Origin of the sequence: uncultured Acinetobacter sp., from assembly GCF_947624825.1 — a bacterium.
In the GTDB taxonomy this organism is placed as follows: Bacteria; Pseudomonadota; Gammaproteobacteria; order Pseudomonadales; family Moraxellaceae; genus Acinetobacter.
Map to the genome: position 1 here is coordinate 26387 of NZ_CANQLZ010000013.1, position 14261 is coordinate 40647.

Consider the following 14261-nt stretch of genomic DNA (forward strand, 5'->3'; position numbering starts at 1 on the left):
ATGCAGCCATGAAAGTCAATTTAGTTTTTTTCAGTAGGCAATTTATTGGTTTTTTCCTTAGATTTGTGACTTTAAACTAGTTTTGTTATCAACAGCTGTGCAGCTTATAAATTATTGTAATTTTATGCAAATATTGATAGGTTAAAGTTGCCTGTAAATCCATCATTTTTGGTATTTTAAAGCAGCAAACCAATATAGATTGACAAAAAAAGAGCCATAATTTGGCTCTTTTTCATTATGCTTGGAAATTAAGTGCTTAAACCGTTTTCTAAAACATCAAATAAAGTATCAGCAATAGATGTTCCAAATTGCGCATCAATTTCACGAATACAGGTTGGACTAGTGACATTAATTTCTGTCACATATTGACCAATCACATCTAAGCCAACAAAGATGAGGCCTTTTTCACGCAACAATGGACCCACCTTAGCTGCAATGGCTTTATCATTTTCAGTTAAGGGACGCGCTTCACCACGACCACCTGCAGCTAAATTACCGCGCGTTTCGCCATTTTGTGGAATACGCGCTAAGCAATACGGAATTGGCTCGCCATTGACCATTAAAATACGTTTATCACCATCTACAATTTCAGGGATATAACGCTGCGCCATAATTGGCTGTTTCCCCATTTGGGTCAGCATCTCTAAAGTTGAACCGATATTGGCACCATCAGCCGTTAAACGGAAGATCCCCATACCGCCCATACCATCAAGTGGTTTTACAATCACATCTTGATGTTGTTGAATAAATTCACGAATCAAAGAGTCCTGTGAAGTCACTAAAGTGGGCACTTGAAGTTCAGGAAACTGCGTAGCAAAGAGTTTTTCGTTACAGTCGCGTAGGCTTTGTGGGTTGTTGATAATCCACGCGCCTTCTCGTTGTGCTTGCTCTAAAATATAAGTGGTATACACAAAGTTCATGTCAAACGGCGGGTCTTTACGCATTAAAACCACATCATAAGCTGCGATGGATTCTTTTTGTTTTTGTCCTAATTGGTAATATTGCTCGGTATTTTCAAACACCTGTAAAGGTGAAATTAAGCCACATGCCTTACCCTGATCAATATATAAATCTTCTTGCAAAGCGTAGCCTAGCTCATGTCCACGACGCGATGCAGCCCACAGCATGGCCATGGTTGAATCTTTTTTGAGGTTGACGTTTTCGATGGGATCCATCACCACAAGTACACGCATAAATTTTCTCAATTTTTACAATATTTGCAGTATAGCTGAGTTTAGATAAGGCTTCTTTTAAAAAAAAGTTCTCTGATGAGCAACATTTGCACATAAAAGTCTAATAAAATATGCATTTTATACAACTTGATGACTTGCCTAAATTTTTGCATGCGATCAGATATCATTATGAAAAAATTAATTCCTGCAAAAACCCGTTTACAGTACCAACTCGTAAAGCGCTACTTGCGTGAACATATTTTAAAGCCTCAGCAATTTGCACAACATAGCGCAAATTCATTAACATTTAATCAAAAACTATCTCATTATCAAGAAATTAAAATGAGTCATAGTTTTGCTAATAAAGTACATAATATTGATTTATGTTTAGAACATATCAATCACATTGTGATTGAACCACATCAAGTATTTTCATTTTGGCAGCTAGTGCCCAAACCTGTATTAAAGAATGGTTTTAAAACTGGACGTAACTTAGTGAATGGTCAGCTTCGTGAAGATGTAGGTGGGGGCATTTGTCAGGTATCTGGAATTTTATATATCAATGCGCTCAAAGCGGGTTTAAAGATTGTTGAGCGTCATTCACATTCAATTGATATTTATCAAGAACATGAGCGCTTTACCCCTTTAGGTAGCGATGCCACTGTGGTATATGGCTATAAAGATTTACAGTTTCAAAATATCTATCACTTCCCTATTCAAATTATGCTGAAGCGTTTAGAGCAGCAATTAATTTGTAACTTTTATAGTCCCGAGCATTTGCCAGATTTTGAATTGAGCTTTAAAGTTGATTTAACAGAACAACTAAAATGTGTCACAACTTATGTGAATGAAGTTGAAGTGGCGACCAATCACTATAAAACCCTATAATCAATAAAGCCCTATAAAAATAGGGCTTTATTTAAGCACAAGATTTAATCTTAATGATTAGATCCCATACTTAACGCGGTAGGCTTCCATTTTAGCCAATGCCTCTTGATCACCTTTGGCATCTAGGTAATCCATTAAATCTTTCATAGTAATTAAAGCATGTACTGGAATTTCTAATTCTTTTTGCACTTCTTGAATGGCAGAGAGTTCACCTTGACCTTTTTCTTGGCGGTCTAATGCCACTAAAACACCTGCAATTTGCGCACCGGCATTTTTTAGAATCGTCACAACTTCACGAATTGCAGTACCTGCAGTGATCACGTCATCAATGATCCATACTTTTTTGCCTTCTACAGCAGCACCCACCAATACACCGCCTTCGCCGTGATCTTTGGCTTCTTTACGGTTAAAGCCCCAAGGTACGCTCACACCATGATTTTGTGACAATGCCACAGCTGTTGCTGCAACAAAAGGAATGCCTTTGTAGGCTGGACCAAAAACTACTTCTACATTATCGCATTCGGTTAATTTGGCTGCATAACCTGCTGCAAGTCCTGTTAATGCTTCGCCGTCGTTGAGTAAACCGGCATTAAAAAAATAAGGGCTCACACGACCTGATTTTAAAGTAAACTCACCAAATTTAAGCACACCACGTGATAATGCGAGTTCGATAAAAGCTTGTGGGTTAAATGCCGCTTGCGTTGTCATGAGGTGCTCCATTTTTTAAGTTTGAGGTTAAACCTAAACATGATACCAAAGAGTAGCTATCCTAGTGATCAAAAAATTCTGCGCGTTGTTTCAATTAACGTAAATGGACTACGTTCTGCCGAAAAAAAAGGGCTTTTTGAATGGATGGCCACTTCAGATGCCGATGTGATCTGCATGCAAGAATCGCGCATTAACCATGAACAATGGACCGACAAGTTTAAACCTGAAGGTTGGCATACACATTTATTTCCAGCCCAAAAACCAGGTTATGCCGGCACAGCGATCTACAGCCGTTTACCCTTTGTTTCCGTTAACGATGGTTTAGGCTTTGAATTGGCAGACTCGCAAGGTCGTTTTATCTCAGCCGAATTTGATTTAGGTTTAGAAAAAACTGTGCATATTTGCTCCTTGTATTTACCTTCAGGTTCTTCAGGCGAAGAAGCACAAGCACGTAAAGACCTATTTTTAAATGAATATAAAGCGATTTTAAAACAATGGCGCGATGAAGATAAATCCGTGATTGTATGTGGAGATTACAACATCGTACACAAACGCATAGATATTAAAAATTGGTCAGGTAACCAAAAAGCCTCAGGCTGCCTACCGCATGAACGCGCATGGCTTGATCATATCTATGATGATTTAGGTTATGTAGATACTTTCCGTGAAGTAGTGAAAGACGCTGAAGTTTATTCATGGTGGTCTAATCGTGGGCAAGCACGTGCTAAAAACGTCGGTTGGCGCATTGACTATCAAGCCTGTTCACCAGATTGGAAAGAGCGTACTGTTAATGCGTGGGTGTATAAAGAACAATGGTACAGTGACCATGCACCTGTGATTATTGACTATAAGCTTTAAGTTTAAGTAAACAGTTGTTTACTCAAAAGGCGTTTATATCCTACAAGCTCTGTCGACTTTATTGCTTTTTTGTTAAACAGATTCAGGGCATTATGTCGCCACAGCAAAGGGAATCGGTCAGGATGACCACACATGGATTGGATGCTGTAGGATGAAAAACCAGCTTTTACCCAAAGCTTGTTTTAAGGAAGAAGACAACGGACGTTGCAATGAGACCCGCATGATCAGGATGATTAAATGCGGGTTTTCTATATTTTAAAACACTCATTTTTTATCTTCTAATTACTACTTTAAACAGCCGCTATGACATCGTGATGACAGTCATTAAATTTTTAGCTTAAATCGTATAAGCTAGTGACAAATGACACCTGAGCAGTAATTATGTTAAAAATTTATGGCATTAAAAATTGTAGTTCTATGAAAAAAGCCTTTGATCTACTCAATGAACTAGGTTTGGCTTATGAATTTCATGATTATAAAAAACATGGCATTGACCCAGAAACCTTAAAAGCATGGCTTGAGGCTCAAGGTGAGAGCTTAATTTTAAATAAAAAAGGCACCACATGGCGTAAACTTTCTGAGCCAGAACAACAGCATGCTTTAAGTTCACAAGACAATTTAATTAATACTCTTGCTACACATACCAGCTTAATTAAACGTCCTGTCTTACATAGCGAGCAAGGTTATATTGTCGGGTTTGACGAAGCTGCTTATCGTACGCTTGCATAAAAAAAAGAGCCTGTAAATACAGGCTCTTTTTTATGTTATTCAATTGACGCGTTGCCACGTTTGAGTACGCCCCAATACTGACATACCAATAAAACCACGCATCTGTAAATTATTGCCATTAAGCTGTGCTTTAAGCTTATAGGTTTTGCCTGAATTAGGATCGACAATAGAGCCGCCCTCGTAATTATTTGCACCTATAGTTTTTAGCCCATGCACAATGGTCAAACCTTTTAAGGATTTATTTTTATACTGACCTTCGCATTTACTACACGCATTTTCCTCCCCCGGAGTCAGTACTTGCTGAATACTTGCTGAAAGCGTGCCATTTTTTTGTTCTGTAAATTTTACCAACGCCTTGGCTTTATTGGTTTTTTCATCCATAGTTTTCCATACTGTGCCATTAAGCGGATCTGCTGCATTGGCCATACTCGCTAAACCCAATAAACCTGCAACCCATAATTTTTTCATTGTTATGACTACCCTAAGGTCGAATCGACTGTTCTAGTATTAAAAATCGGCAACAAATTTGCAATTTTTGAATGTAAATATTTAGTGTAACCTGAACAAAAGCATTGTGAAATAACCCAACACAAGCCATACCAACAAGAAATAGGATAGCAATGAAAATAGATCCTTTGATTACACAACTTGCCACCGAAAAGTTTCTAAAAACTACCATTCGCGCGCCAAGTCAGCTCAACCTACCGCCCAATAGCTTACGTTTTGCTCTTGAACAAATGAGTCGCGTGTTGCCACAGCACAAACAAACCCATATACGCAGCTTAAATATTAGTGGTTTAAAAGTTGAAGAAATCAAAAGCCAAGATGAAGCCACACAACTGATTTTGTATCTTCATGGTGGGGCATTTTTTGTTGGTTCACTTAATACACATCGTGCTTATTTAACCCAAGTGGCAGCACGTAGCCAAATGCAGATTTTGCATGTGCAATATCCCTTGGCACCTGAGTATCAATTTCCAGATGCGATTGAAGCATTGTTACGCGTGTATAAGGATTTATTGGCACAAGGTATTCAGGCCAAAGATATTATTTTAGCCGGTGACTGTTCGGGGGCGAATTTAGCCTTGGCTTTGGCATTGCGGATTCGTGATGAAAAATTACCACAAGTGAGTGGTTTAATTTTAAATTCACCATTTTTAGATTTAACTTTAACCAGTGAATCCATTCGTTATAACGCTAAACTCGATGCCATGCTTAGCCCTAAAGCCCTACATACTGGGATTGAATACTACGTACCGCGTGGCTATGAAAGAGGCGACGCCAAAATATCACCACTGTTTGCCAAACTTGATAATTTACCGCCCTTGTTTATTCAAGTCGGCTCAAAGGCTTTATTGCTTGATGATGCTAAGCGCTTGCACCAACGTGCTGAGGCAGCAGGAGTAAAAAGTCAGCTTAAAATTTATACTGGCATGTGGCATAACTTCCAACTGTTTGGATGGTTTGATGAAGCCAAACAAGCTTTGGCTGATTTATCTGAATTTGCACATGCTGTAGATCTAGATTAAAAAAAAGGTCAGTATTGACTGACCTTTTTGCTTTAAATTTGTGCAATTTTAGCCAATGCGACATTAATCGCTTGGGTTTTAACATCATCACCCATACTCACGCCTTCAGCACGAATGACTTCAACATCGGTAACACCAGTAAAGTTAAATACTGCTTTGAGTAAACCCTCTTGAAAATCCATTGGGCTATTGTCGCCATAGACACCACCACGGCTACTTAAGATATAAGCAGTTTTATTGTCTGCTAAACCGACTGGACCATTTTCAGTGTACTTAAAGGTACGACCTGCCACGCTAATGCGGTCAATCCATGCTTTTAAATTTGAAGATAAGCCGAAGTTATACATTGACGCACCAATCACCACAATGTCAGCCGCTAAATATTGGCTAATCAATTGCTCGCCTAAAGCACTTTGCTCGGCATCTTGACCCATTAAAATCGCGCCGGTTAAATGCGGAATATTGGTTTCATTTAAATCTAAATATTCAACTTCAATTGCAGCATGTTTAACTTTTAACTGCTCAACCAAAGCATAGCTAAGTTGACGTGAAACAGATGCTGCACCTAGGATGCTTGAATCAATGTGTAAAACTTTCATGCTGATTCCAATCTTATTGTTTGCGATATAACGATTATAACGTCCTACAAACACAATTGAATATCTATGCTTGGCACACTACGTCTTATATATAGAACAATATTTACTCTAGGGCGTTTAACTTACTGAGCAGATCTTCACTGCTAAAACTTCCAGTTAGGCGTAAATGGCGCTGTTCTTGTTGATGAGGATTTAAAAACAAAAAAGTCGGTGGACCCAAAATTTGCCACTCTTTTAACAAAATAGCATGACTTGCATCGTAATCACTTAAATCTAGTTTAATCAAATAAGCATCAGATAAAGCTTGCTGTACTTTGGCTTCTTGCAACACGCGTTTTTCAATAGGCTGACAAGCTACACACCAGTCGGCGTACACATCAATCACAATATTTTGCTGCGGTGCTTGCGTCAATAGTGCTTTAAACTCAGCTGCGGTTTTCGCGACATGCCAATTATTTTGTTGATGGCTGGTCTGCTGTTGTTGCAATAATGGTTGTACTTGCACATACATGCTTATTGGTGCCACTAAAAGTAACAATGCAATATAAAAAATCCTTGCACGCGCTTGGCTTTGGTAAATTTGATAGCCAATATAGCCAAAGAAACTTAAGCTGAGTGTGCAGCCCAATAGCAATACCACGGCTTCATTAAGTAAAGGACGCACAAAGTACAGCGCTAGGCCCAGCATTAAAAAAGCAAACAAATAACGTACGTGCTGCATCCATTGCCCTGCTTGTGGCAAGACATGCGCGCCTAAAATACTGGCCAATAGTAAAGGCGTGCCCATGCCTAAACCTAAGCTAAATAGCAGCATTGAACCTTGTAGTTGGTTTTGATTTTGACTAATAAACAATAAAGCACCTGCTAGAGGTGCAGTCATACATGGCCCAACCAGTAAAGCTGAAATCGCACCCATGAGTGCAGCGCCAAGCAAAGTACCACCGCGCTGCATGGCTTGTAAACGATCAAGGCGATTGACCCATGCCGAGGGTAATTTAAGCTCAAACAAACCAAATAGGTTTAAAGCAAAAACAATAAATAAGCCTGCAAATAGCATTAAGGTCATCGGTTGTTGTAACCAACGTTGGAAATTCAAACCGGCAGCTGATGCCAATAAACCCAAAAGTGCATAAACACTTGCCATAGCCAAAACAAAGACCAAGGCAATCCAACCGGCCTGTAAACCACGCCGATCACGTACAATTAAAGAGGTTAAAATCGGCAACATTGGCAAAGAACATGGCGTAAATGCCAACAACATGCCTAAGCCAAAAAATAGCAAAACACTATACATAAACGGATGTGCGTTTAAGCGATCTAACCATTGTTGATCTTGTGCATGCTCTAAATTGGCTGGCTGTACGACCTGACTTTGCTGATTCAGCTGTAATAGATCAACCTTGGGCTTGGCAGCTTCAAATTGGACTAAACCATTCACATCGGTTTTGAAATTGATCTGTTGTGGCGGGTAACAAATACGATCTTTGGCACAGCCTTGCCATGACACTTGATAATTTTTTAAGGGCTGACTTGCAATCTGAAAAGTTAAATTTTGATAGTAAACTTGGGTATGACCATAGTTTTCATCATACACAGCTTGACTAGGTGGCAACTCAAGTTGTAGAGGTTGATGCTGTTGCTGCACCTCAACTTTATGTTGATATAAATAGTAATTTTCAGGAATTTCCCAAGAAATACTGAGCCGATCAGGAGCAAGTGACTGCACTTGAATAGGAAACGCAGCATCAGCAGATAACAGCTCATTTTGCGCCTGAGTAAGGCTACTCAACAAGGCCATTAGACTTAAAATAAACAGGCTAAGCCAAGACTGAATTTTCAACTGCGTTTTCCTATGGTTTTAGCACATTTTAAAAAGCGTAAGCAAAGCCTAAACCTGCTTGGTAACGATCTGTACGACCATTTAAACCCACACCTACACCAGCATCTAGCTGCAAGCGTGAGTTGACTTTATACATGACCCCTGACCCCAAAGCATACTCATAGTCCTGACTTTCAGCCTTTGAGTAAACCAATTCAGAGTAACCACCCCAACGCTCATTAAATGCATAGTTCAAGGTAGGTACGGCTGTCGCACGCCACTTTCCATCTTGTACTGCATAAAACATACTAATGCCTGTAGTTAATTCATCTGTATATTGATAATTGACAGTTGAAGCCAAGCTATACACGTCATCTTGCAGGCTAAATGCCTCGTTGCCTGTGGCAATCACCGCTTGTGCTAAAACGGCCATAGATAATTTTTCATCACCTAAATCAATGGCTTTTTTTAGTGCAATACTGACATCACCTAAACCATCTTGTTCAAGCGACTGCCCGGCTGTTTTGGTTTTTGACCATGCAGGACCTTGCCAACCAAACTGTAATTCTAAGTCATCACTTAAACCTGTGCGCAGCAGCATATCAGCGTAGACTAAGGTATGTTTGACTGTTTGCCCTGCTGCATCTTTATCTTCAACATAATGTGCATTGGCAAGACTTTGCTCCCAAGCCACCTGTCCTACAGCAACAGTAGAGGTGCTAAAACCGCTGCCCGGACGGTCAAATTCAACAGCAAAACTTGCACAGCTACAACCAAGCAGCGCAAGCGCAATGAGCGTTTTTTGTTGGGTCATACATTTTCCAAAGTTAGTTCAGTTCTTTAGACATTTTTGCGCCATGGGCACGTAATAATTCGAGTACTTGTTTTTCTTCTTCAAGTGCTTGCGACCAATCAATTTCATCAAATTCACATTCAAACAGCAATTGGCTGATCGATGATAAAACGGTTAGGTCATCTTCATCCTTGGTATTTGGGTCAACTTTTTCAGCCAATAAACGCTCAACTGCAGGTACACAGGCTGCGCTTGCCACATCCCAAAGTGGACCGTAAATTTCTTCTGCATCCCAAAGATGTAGATTTACTTTGGCTTGAATCAATGCTTCTAAAATTTGCATATAAGGTTTGAGCAATTGTGCTTTTGCATCTTGTGACAAAGGCTGACCTGACTCGTATGCTTCACACACTTGCTCCCACCATGCAAATACAGTATCTGACCACAATGAAATCAACGGTCCTGTTTCAGCGTCAATAATAAAATTTGGATCTATACCTTGTTGCAACAGTTGTTCAACCTGTTGAACATCTAAAGTAGAAACAGCTGCAACTAAAGCGTTTTGTTGTGTGCTTAACATAAGTAATTCTCTGTTTAATCTAAGCTCTATTATGCCCAATATGCTGCTCTTTGCGATGACAAATTTAAGCATGCATAAAAAAGCCCCTAAAAAGGGGCTTAATTAATCGAGCAGATTATTCGTCGTCATCAATCAGATCTAAATCATCGCTGTCTTTGTCGTTATCAGCCAATTGTGGTTGTTGCGCACGTGGTTTTTCTGTTTTCTCAATCACATGTTCTAAACTACGTTTTAAGCGATCAATGGCACCGGCAATGGCAGTATCTACATTGTGTCCACGGTGATTAACGACCACAGGTTTGAGCCCCGCAGGACGTGCTTCGATCATACATTTAATATCATCATCGCCACCTTTTGCACCATTTTCATCACTTAAATGCACCGAAAAGTGGGTAATACGCTCGCTATGGCGTTGGAATTCTTCGTTCAGTTCTGCACGTACATAACCAATTAAACGGTCACTATTTTGAATGTTTTTATCTGTACGGATTTCAATGTTCATAATCTCATCCTCTTTTCGTATCTTTATATGAATCTTTATTGTGCAAAACTTTTCTATCTTGGCACGCTTGTCGCTTAGCTGTTGCTAAAGCACTACATCTGTATTGTTTTGGAAGACAACCTCCATTTATTGATGCACTATTTTGAGTCTTAAGAAGCTTCCTTCTATGCTTTGAATATCGGGCTTCTGTTTAAAATATGCAAGAGGTATTTGAAAAAAATTATTAAAAGGATACCAAACGTGACAACTTCTTACTTGATAGGACAAAAGCTCATTGATTCTATTCAAAATTCTGCATATTCACGTGATTTAATTGGATACAAAGGTACACCACCTCAGGTGACATGGCCCAATCAAGCCAAAATTGCCGTACAGTTTGTTTTAAATTATGAAGAAGGTGGCGAAAATCACGTTGAACACGGCGATCAAGGCTCTGAGCAGTTTTTATCTGAGCTTGTTGGTGCCATGAGTTTTAACGCCAAACATATGTCAATGGACTCGATGTATGAATATGGCTCACGCGCAGGATTTTGGCGTATTCACCAAGAATTTCAACAACGTAAATTACCAATAACCATTTTTGGGGTAGGTATGGCCTTAGCACGTAACCCTTATGTGGTAGAGGCGATTAAAGCTGGCGGTTACGATGTAGTGTCGCATGGGCAGCGTTGGTTGCATTATCAAAATATTGACCTTGCGACCGAGCGCCAACATATGCACCAAGCCATAAGTGTACTTGAGGCCTTATTTGGACAAGCGCCTATAGGTTGGTATACCGGACGAGATAGCCCCAACACACGCCAATTACTTGCTGAATTTCCACAAATTGAATATGACTGCGATTATTACGGCGATGACCTCCCTTTTTGGACAATGCTTAGCAATGCTCAAGGTATTCATCGTCCACATTTGGTTATTCCTTATAGCTTAGACACCAATGATATGAAGTTTAGTTCGGCTGCTGGTTTTAATAAGGCCGATGATTTTTACCAGTATTTAAAAGATGCCTTTGACGTGTTGTATCGTGAAGGAGACAGCGCACCAAAAATGCTCTCGATTGGTATGCATTGCAGACTTTTGGGGCGTCCAGGGCGCTTTAAAGCACTACAACGCTTCTTAGATTATATTCAAAGTCATGAACAAGTATGGATTTGTCGTCGTGGTGATATTGCACGGCATTGGCAACTCAATCATCCAGCAGTGTAATGAGTTAAGTTTGCTCAAATTTTTAGGATTTTGGCTGCACAGTGTTGGCATTGTTATTGCTAAGTTAGCCAATATATTAAAATAATTTTACCCTTATGCACTTAGAACAATTTAATCAACAACCGGTTGCAGAATTTTTAGCGCATTGCGTCAACATTCCTCGTTGGGCTGAGGCGCTTGCAGCGGCACGCCCGTTTAGCTCAAAACAGGCAATACTTGCGTTTGCACAACAACAAGCCCAAACCTGGACATGGCAAGAAGTGTTAAACGCACTAAAGACACATCCTAAAATTGGTGAAAAAAAAGCTCAACATGCCTTAACCGCACAAGAAAAGATTTTTTCTGAACGTGAGCAAGCCGCTGCACACACTGACCCCGACACTTTAGCTAAAATTTTGGCAGCTAATCTTAGCTATCAACAACGCTTTGGTTATATATTTTTAATTAAAGCCGCAGGCTTAAGCAGCCAACAGATTCTTAAAGCTTTAAATACACGCTTACAACATGACGATAAAACCGAACAACACATTGTAAAACAACAACTCGCTGCAATTGCCTTACTGCGCTTAGAACAGGAACTACACCATGATTAGCAGCCATATTTTAGACACTCATTTGGGCAAACCTGCCGCGAATGTTTTGGTACATTTACGTGATGACAAAAACACTATTTTGGCCACCGCAACCACCAATCAAGATGGTCGTATTACGAGTGAAGCTTTAAGTTTAAATAATTTAGCGCTTGGACATTACAGCTTAGAGTTTTTCACTTTGGATTATTTTAAATCACTTAATTTAAATAGTTTTTTTCCAAAGGTGGTCATTCATTTTTGTTTGGATCATGCAAATGAACACTACCATATTCCACTTTTGATTAGCCCATTTGCATACTCTACTTATCGAGGCAGTTAAAAAACTAACGGTTAACTTATCCGTTTGTCTTTTTTAGCTTTATTTTTAATTAATTGCCTGTATTCTAGATACGCTTTTTTATAGGCCTGAGATTATTTTGATGAAACTTACACAACTTGCTGCACTTTGTGCACTCTCTTCCGCTGCTGTGTTTGCTCAAGCTAAGCCAGTATGGCAAGACTTTAGCCTCACTGCGCTTTACGGCGAAAATTATGAAGTTGGTACAGATCAACGTACCACTTTAACCGCTGAATACGGCGCTAAATATAAATATTCTGATGTGTTTTTCTTTGTTGACCAACAATGGGATGACAACGATGACTCAAGCACTTATTTTGAACTTGCACCGCGCTTAAGCTTAGGTGAAGTATCAGGTCAAGATTTAAGCTTTGGTCCTGTAAAAGACGTGCTGATTGCAACGACTTGGGAACACAATGCAGATTATGACAACAACCGTGGCTTTAACAACTTCCTATATGGTGTTGGTTTTGCTTTAGATGTGCCATATACCCAATATGCCAACATCAACTTATATAAAGCAGATAATGACAGCAAGTCAGGTAAAGATGATGATTACCAAATGACCATCACTTATGCTGTACCATTTAAATTAGGCAATGAAGATTTTCTTGTCGATGCCTTCTTGGATTGGTCAACTGCTGAAGATACCCATGCAAGCGAGCTAAATTGGACCAGTCAGTATAAATGGAATGTGGGTAAACACATTTCACCACAGACTAAGCTTTATGTGGGTGTTGAACACTCGGTGTGGAAAAATAAATATGGCATTAAAGATGTTGACCAAAATGACGTCAGTGCTTTAGTCAAATACCACTTCTAAGCCAGTATATGATGTAGAAAAAGCAAGACTTCGGTCTTGCTTTTTTTATGCGCTGTTTTAGAGTAACTGCTACGCCTTTTTTAAGCTCTCCTATTATGGCTTTTAGTTTACGTGCTGCTACCCAACAAGATCTTGCTGAGATCTTAGCAATTTATAATGCTGAAATTGCCACCAATACCGCCAATTGGAACACCCAACCTTTTGAACTCAATTATATGCAAGATTTCTTTGCTGAGTTAAAACGTCATAATTTTCCGCTTTTAGTGGCTGTTGAAGATAGCAGCCAACAGATTGCAGCTTATGCCGATTACTCGTTTTTTAGCAAAAATAGCGGTTATATTTATACCGTAGAACACTCAGTTTTTGTAAAACCTGAATACCAAGGGCAAGGACTAGGCAAGCGCTTAATGTTGGCTTTGATTGAGCATGCACAACAACAAAAATTACACATGATGGTGGCTGCTATTGATGCAGAAAATACGGCTTCGATTTTGCTGCATCAAAAGTTAGGCTTTATACAAACGGGGTACTTGCCTCAGATGGGCTTTAAATTTGGGACATGGCGCGATTTGGTCTATATGCAACTTCGTTTAGAAGTAACTACCGACTAAATTCTCACCTTGTACCGCAACCACCACCAAATTATGTTCGGCAGCTTGATAATAAAAAGTTTGTAGTTGATTTAAGGTCATACGTAGGCTTGCCAATACCTCATCTACAGATTGATCAACTGCAATATTTTTTTTGTGTAGCGCATGGACATGCTTTTCTTTAATAAAGTCATTTAGCTCTAGTTCATTCAAGGCTTCATACACCTGCGCTACGCGAACCGCAGTGTTATAACTTACAGTTACATCTTGACTTGGCTGCATCTCAAGTGGATGAATGGGCTGTAACACCTCTTTTAACAGCATATTATTTTGTAGGTGAGCATTTAAAGCCGGCCAAGCATCATCCAGCTGTAGACGATATTGAATCTGATCAGATTCAACGATATCACTTACACTTTGGTGATTTAAGATCAGCTGCTCAAGCGTATTGGCAGTAAAAGCGAGCAGAAGTTTTTGCATCATTTTTGTTCCTTCTTGTGGATGCTTATGCTCTAGCTTAGCGCGTTTTGGTGTG

General features: G+C 39.6%; 18 protein-coding genes. 9 read left to right on the forward strand and 9 right to left on the reverse strand.

Annotation, left to right across the window (positions count from 1 at the left end; translation table 11 throughout):
- Window positions 1-248 precede the first annotated feature (248 nt).
- Window positions 249-1193, reverse strand: a complete 945-nt coding sequence (gshB, locus tag Q0017_RS04625; protein ID WP_298143341.1) for a glutathione synthase — start codon at window positions 1191-1193, stop codon at window positions 249-251.
- A 168-nt stretch (window positions 1194-1361) separates the two neighbouring features.
- Between gshB and Q0017_RS04630 the strand changes: the two genes are divergently transcribed.
- On the forward strand, window positions 1362-2060 hold the full coding sequence (locus tag Q0017_RS04630) for a VanW family protein (RefSeq protein ID WP_298143344.1): 699 nt from the start codon (window positions 1362-1364) through the stop codon (window positions 2058-2060).
- Window positions 2061-2117: 57 nt separating this feature from the next.
- Here Q0017_RS04630 and pyrE read toward each other — a convergent pair whose 3' ends face one another.
- The gene (gene pyrE, locus Q0017_RS04635) at window positions 2118-2768 is read right to left on the reverse strand and encodes an orotate phosphoribosyltransferase (protein ID WP_298143347.1); all 651 of its coding nucleotides are present in this window, start codon (window positions 2766-2768) and stop codon (window positions 2118-2120) included.
- 39 nt (window positions 2769-2807) lie between these two features.
- On the opposite strand from pyrE, the gene Q0017_RS04640 reads away from it, so the two are divergent.
- Window positions 2808-3626, forward strand: coding sequence for an exodeoxyribonuclease III (locus Q0017_RS04640; RefSeq protein WP_298143350.1), 819 nt, complete (start codon window positions 2808-2810; stop codon window positions 3624-3626).
- Window positions 3627-4007: 381 nt separating this feature from the next.
- Window positions 4008-4355 carry a Spx/MgsR family RNA polymerase-binding regulatory protein gene (locus tag Q0017_RS04645; RefSeq protein WP_298143353.1) on the forward strand — a complete coding sequence of 116 codons (348 nt, stop codon included), beginning with the start codon at window positions 4008-4010 and terminating at the stop codon, window positions 4353-4355.
- A 39-nt stretch (window positions 4356-4394) separates the two neighbouring features.
- Here Q0017_RS04645 and Q0017_RS04650 read toward each other — a convergent pair whose 3' ends face one another.
- Window positions 4395-4823, reverse strand: a complete 429-nt coding sequence (locus tag Q0017_RS04650) for a DUF2147 domain-containing protein (protein ID WP_298143356.1) — start codon at window positions 4821-4823, stop codon at window positions 4395-4397.
- Window positions 4824-4975: 152 nt separating this feature from the next.
- Between Q0017_RS04650 and Q0017_RS04655 the strand changes: the two genes are divergently transcribed.
- Window positions 4976-5884, forward strand: coding sequence for an alpha/beta hydrolase (locus Q0017_RS04655; protein ID WP_298143360.1), 909 nt, complete (start codon window positions 4976-4978; stop codon window positions 5882-5884).
- 32 nt (window positions 5885-5916) lie between these two features.
- Here the strand turns inward: Q0017_RS04655 and Q0017_RS04660 are convergent, their stop codons facing one another.
- From Q0017_RS04660 to Q0017_RS04680, 5 genes are all read right to left on the reverse strand, one after another.
- Window positions 5917-6483 carry an FMN-dependent NADH-azoreductase gene (locus tag Q0017_RS04660; protein WP_298143363.1) on the reverse strand — a complete coding sequence of 189 codons (567 nt, stop codon included), beginning with the start codon at window positions 6481-6483 and terminating at the stop codon, window positions 5917-5919.
- Window positions 6484-6586: 103 nt separating this feature from the next.
- Entirely contained in the window at window positions 6587-8323 is a 1737-nt protein-coding gene (gene dsbD / locus Q0017_RS04665; RefSeq protein ID WP_298143366.1) for a protein-disulfide reductase DsbD, read from the reverse strand.
- Window positions 8324-8351: 28 nt separating this feature from the next.
- Window positions 8352-9116, reverse strand: coding sequence for a transporter (locus tag Q0017_RS04670; RefSeq protein ID WP_298143369.1), 765 nt, complete (start codon window positions 9114-9116; stop codon window positions 8352-8354).
- 13 nt (window positions 9117-9129) lie between these two features.
- Window positions 9130-9675, reverse strand: coding sequence for an ankyrin repeat domain-containing protein (locus tag Q0017_RS04675; protein WP_298143372.1), 546 nt, complete (start codon window positions 9673-9675; stop codon window positions 9130-9132).
- A gap of 115 nt (window positions 9676-9790) precedes the next feature.
- Window positions 9791-10177 carry an HPF/RaiA family ribosome-associated protein gene (locus Q0017_RS04680; RefSeq protein WP_298143375.1) on the reverse strand — a complete coding sequence of 129 codons (387 nt, stop codon included), beginning with the start codon at window positions 10175-10177 and terminating at the stop codon, window positions 9791-9793.
- 240 nt (window positions 10178-10417) lie between these two features.
- Here Q0017_RS04680 and puuE point away from each other — a divergent pair, with 240 nt between their 5' ends.
- From puuE to Q0017_RS04705, 5 genes are all read left to right on the forward strand, one after another.
- Complete coding sequence (puuE, locus tag Q0017_RS04685) at window positions 10418-11383, forward strand: allantoinase PuuE (protein ID WP_298143378.1); 966 nt, start codon at window positions 10418-10420, stop codon at window positions 11381-11383.
- 95 nt (window positions 11384-11478) lie between these two features.
- Window positions 11479-11976 (forward strand): 2-oxo-4-hydroxy-4-carboxy-5-ureidoimidazoline decarboxylase, encoded by a 498-nt coding sequence (gene uraD / locus Q0017_RS04690; protein ID WP_298143381.1) that lies wholly within the window; start codon window positions 11479-11481, stop codon window positions 11974-11976.
- Window positions 11969-12295, forward strand: coding sequence for a hydroxyisourate hydrolase (uraH, locus tag Q0017_RS04695; RefSeq protein ID WP_298143385.1), 327 nt, complete (start codon window positions 11969-11971; stop codon window positions 12293-12295). The genes uraD and uraH overlap by 8 nt, the downstream gene beginning before the upstream one ends.
- Before the next feature lie 100 nt (window positions 12296-12395).
- Window positions 12396-13136, forward strand: coding sequence for an outer membrane protein OmpK (locus Q0017_RS04700; protein WP_298143388.1), 741 nt, complete (start codon window positions 12396-12398; stop codon window positions 13134-13136).
- Window positions 13137-13231: 95 nt separating this feature from the next.
- Window positions 13232-13747, forward strand: coding sequence for a GNAT family N-acetyltransferase (locus Q0017_RS04705; protein ID WP_298143390.1), 516 nt, complete (start codon window positions 13232-13234; stop codon window positions 13745-13747).
- On the opposite strand, the gene Q0017_RS04710 is transcribed toward Q0017_RS04705, so the two are convergent.
- The gene (locus Q0017_RS04710; protein ID WP_298143393.1) at window positions 13727-14209 is read right to left on the reverse strand and encodes a DUF1877 family protein; all 483 of its coding nucleotides are present in this window, start codon (window positions 14207-14209) and stop codon (window positions 13727-13729) included. The genes Q0017_RS04705 and Q0017_RS04710 overlap by 21 nt on opposite strands.
- Between the last annotated feature and the right edge of the window lie 52 nt (window positions 14210-14261).